Genomic DNA, 3,682 nt, shown 5'->3' on the forward strand with positions numbered 1-3,682 from the left:
CTTCTGACCTGTCTTAACTACCTGCTCAAGAAGAGGAAGGATATCGTTAATGTTAGAGATCTTCTTATCTGTGATAAGGATTGCAGGCTCATCAAGGCTTGCTTCCATCTTGTCCATATCTGTTGCCATGTAAGCTGAGATATAACCTCTGTCGAATTCCATACCTTCAACAAGGTCAAGCTCTGTCTGCATTGTCTTGGACTCTTCGATTGTGATAACACCGTCGTTGGAAACTTTCTCCATAGCGTCAGCGATCATCTTACCAACTTCATCATCACCTGATGAAACTGCAGCTACTCTTTCAATCTGCTCTTTGCCGCTTACCTTTGTAGCCATCTTCTTAACAGCTTCAACTGTAGCATCTGTAGCCTTCTTCATACCTTTTCTAAGTACGATTGGGTTAGCACCTGCAGCAAGGTTCTTCATACCTTCGTTGATCATTGCCTGTGCAAGAACTGTAGCTGTTGTTGTACCATCACCTGCTACATCGTTAGTCTTTGTAGCAACTTCCTTTACAAGCTGAGCACCCATGTTTTCATATGGATCTTCAAGCTCGATTTCCTTTGCGATAGTAACACCATCGTTTGTGATTGTAGGAGCGCCGTAAGATTTATCAAGAACTACGTTTCTTCCCTTAGGTCCGATTGTTACTCCTACTGTATCTGCAAGCTTATTTACGCCTGCAACCATTGCCATACGGGCATCATCACCTGATTTAATTGTCTTTGCCATGATACATGACCTCCATATTATTATTTAGTATTCAGGATATTATCCTGTTTCAAATAAATCTATTTATTATCTGTATTCCAGATTTTCTTTTTGCTCAAAATCTAATGAACAAGATTTTCTTTTTTGTTCAAAATCTGATGAACAAGATTTTCTTTTTTGTTCAAAATCCAATGAACAAGATCTTCTTTGCAAGCTGTGATTTAGTCAACTGTTGCAAGGATATCATTCTGCTTAACGATGATATATGTCTCATCTTCAAGCTTAACTTCTGTTCCTGCATATTTAGAATAGATGACCTTCTGTCCGACTTTAACTTCCATCTTGACCTCTTTGCCATCAACAACTCCGCCAGGACCTACAGCTATAACTTCAGCCTGCTGAGGTTTCTCTTTTTCCTTTCCGGGAAGAACGATTCCTGATGCTGTTGTCTCCTCTGCTTCAAGCTGCTTTAATACAACTCTGTCTCCAAGTGGTGTTAATTTCATGATAAAGCCTCCTTTATATACATATATAATTTACTTTTTTAAGATTGTTAGCACTCGAACTCTCTGAGTGCTAACCACAAAATATATAATAATGTCGTAGGTGATATGATGCAAATTGATTTATGACAAAATATACTTCTATTATCTCATATTATCTCTTTATTACTCTCTTTTTCTCTTGTTTGCTTCTTACACCTTTGCAAACAAAAACGGATGCCCCTTCAAATGCGCTATCAGAGCGGTTTTCAAAAAGGCATCCATCTTTTATTATCCTTTGTTTATTCTTTTTTTATTTTTATCTGAGGCAGGAATTATCTGATTTCCGAGGTATATCCTTACCATTTATGTCAATATAGTTTTCCTTAAGTGCAAGAGCCCAGTACCTTTCAGGGATATCAGGCCAGTTAGCTTCTCCTCTTTCCTGCTCACAAAGCTGGGTTGCTCTCATAAGGACAGTCTGATTAAGATCAACGCCCGTCCTTATAGTATGCATGGTCACAGCTGCCCACGCAGGAGCCATATCCATAATACCCGAAGATGCAAACTCAGATAATATCTCTTTTCTGTCATAATCAAGCTGATAATATTCTTCTTCCCATCTGCCGCCTTCATCATGGATTATGGCGAACTGCGTCTTACCGCCATAGTTCCACGGAATACCTATTGATCCGGGATTTACGGCTCTCTTGTCTCTATATGAATAGGATTCCTGCTCATGGTGATGACCATGTAGGATGAAATCTGTTTTGAGCTGGGCTACAATACGCCTTGTAGTGCGGCTCTTGGCCATCATGAATTCTCTTGAAGATGACGGCGAACCATGACACATCTCGAATGAAGGCATACCTTTTTGCTTCCAGAGAGAATATATAGGAAGAGAGTCAAAAAAGTTAAAGTCCTTGTCCGTCATATTATTATAGGTATACAGAAGCGTACCACTGGCAGAACCCTTCTTCCAGCCAGTCTGCCCTCTTTTTCTGTAATCAAGGAGATATTCTTCTCTGTTACCTCTTACGATCCAGACGTTGAAGAACCTCTGCATCATGTATATCATTTCCATAGTTTTCTGAGGGTTGGGACAGTCTGTTACATAATCCCCGAGAAGTACAAAATTAGTAATGCCCTTCTCACAAGCCTTGTCAAAACAAGCCTGAAGAGCGCTATGATTTGCATGTATATCACTAAAAACAGCTATATCCATTGATGACTCCGTGTATGCTTTTTATTTGATTTTATCACAATTATATACGTTCTTGTGTGGATTTTCAGAATCATATTGACCACGTTAAGCAGATTAAGATTTGCGAATAAGGCGCTATGAATCAGTATCGTTTATCCGCAAGTATTTCTCATTCCCTGATGTTTTGATTTAGATTTGCGGATAAGACGCTATGAATCAGTATCGTTTATCCGCAAGTATTTCTCAATCTTAAAGGTTTGGGTTAATATTTGCGGATAAGGCGCTGTGATTCAGTATCGTTTATCCGTAAGTATTCATGCAATTCCAGAGGTTTTGATTATAATTTGCGGATAAGGCGCTGTGATTCAGTATCATTGATCCGCAAGTCTTTCTCAATCTTAGAGGTTTCGTTTAAGATTTGCGGATAAGGCGCTGTGATTCCCACGAAAATGGAAGAATCAGTACTTTTCGTAGGAAATATTTAGCTTATTTTTGAGGTTTTCAGTTATCGCATCCTACGAAAGTGGCTTGTCATGTACATTTCGTAGGAAATATTTGGCTTATTTTTGAGATTTTCGGTTACCTCGTCCTACGAAAATGGCAGGATTTGTGACTTTCGTAGGATAAAGGTCAAAAGAAATGCTCCGCAGCAAGAACTATGTCACAAGTCTTGCGCGGAGCATATGGCAGAATATATCAAAAGTCGGTGAACTACACATCACCTAAAGTTAATGGCTTTGTATAGCTATGTATAGCTTTATATAGTTTTGTATACCTTTATATAGCTTTTTATTGCTGTGTGAATATCAATCCAAATTATATTGCTTATGATAATACTCTTTTATAAAACATTACTACTTAGAATTCATTTATGATAAGTCACTTTATACTGTAATACCATCTTATAATGCAATACTACTTAAAATATCATCATGATAAGTCACTTTATACTGTAATACCATCTTATAATGCAATACTGCTTAGAAGATCGTCCAGAATAGAATCATAAAACTGATCACTGAATTCCTCATCTTTCTCACAGAAGATGTCATCTATTATTGAATCAGTTTCTATATCATTTATAACATACAGTACTTCTTTGGCTCTGAGACATGCCTTATAAAGCTTGGTCATCTCCATTTGGATAGCTAATCTCTGCTCATCCATAAGTTCATTTATAGAATCCCAGTCATTTAATTTGATCCTATGGCCCTTACCATCACCAAAATAAGCAAATGGATACAAACCTGTAAGTATTACAGCCTTGAACTCAAGTCCCTCAATT

4 protein-coding genes are annotated in these 3,682 nt (G+C 37.9%); all 4 read right to left on the bottom strand.

Going from position 1 to position 3,682, the window contains the following annotated elements:
- Positions 1-732 (bottom strand): chaperonin GroEL (gene groEL / locus K6G87_RS18765; protein ID WP_296840731.1); only part of this gene is annotated, 732 nt, incomplete at its 3' end.
- Positions 733-932: 200 nt separating this feature from the next.
- Positions 933-1,217, bottom strand: coding sequence for a co-chaperone GroES (locus tag K6G87_RS18770; protein WP_296840734.1), 285 nt, complete (start codon positions 1,215-1,217; stop codon positions 933-935).
- Between the two features lie 295 nt (positions 1,218-1,512).
- A complete protein-coding gene (locus K6G87_RS18775; RefSeq protein WP_296840736.1) occupies positions 1,513-2,418 on the bottom strand; it encodes a metallophosphoesterase family protein in 906 nt (301 codons plus the stop codon).
- Between the two features lie 942 nt (positions 2,419-3,360).
- Positions 3,361-3,682: hypothetical protein (locus tag K6G87_RS18780; protein ID WP_296840738.1), on the bottom strand; the 322-nt coding region annotated here is incomplete at its 5' end.

The organism is Butyrivibrio sp., from assembly GCF_024699075.1.

Excerpts from the sequence above, each read along its gene's own strand:
- K6G87_RS18770 (WP_296840734.1), bottom strand. The coding sequence starts at position 1,217 with ATGAAATTAACACCACTTGGAGACAGAGTTGTATTAAAGCAGCTTGAA.
- K6G87_RS18775 (WP_296840736.1), bottom strand. The coding sequence starts at position 2,418 with ATGGATATAGCTGTTTTTAGTGATATACATGCAAATCATAGCGCTCTT.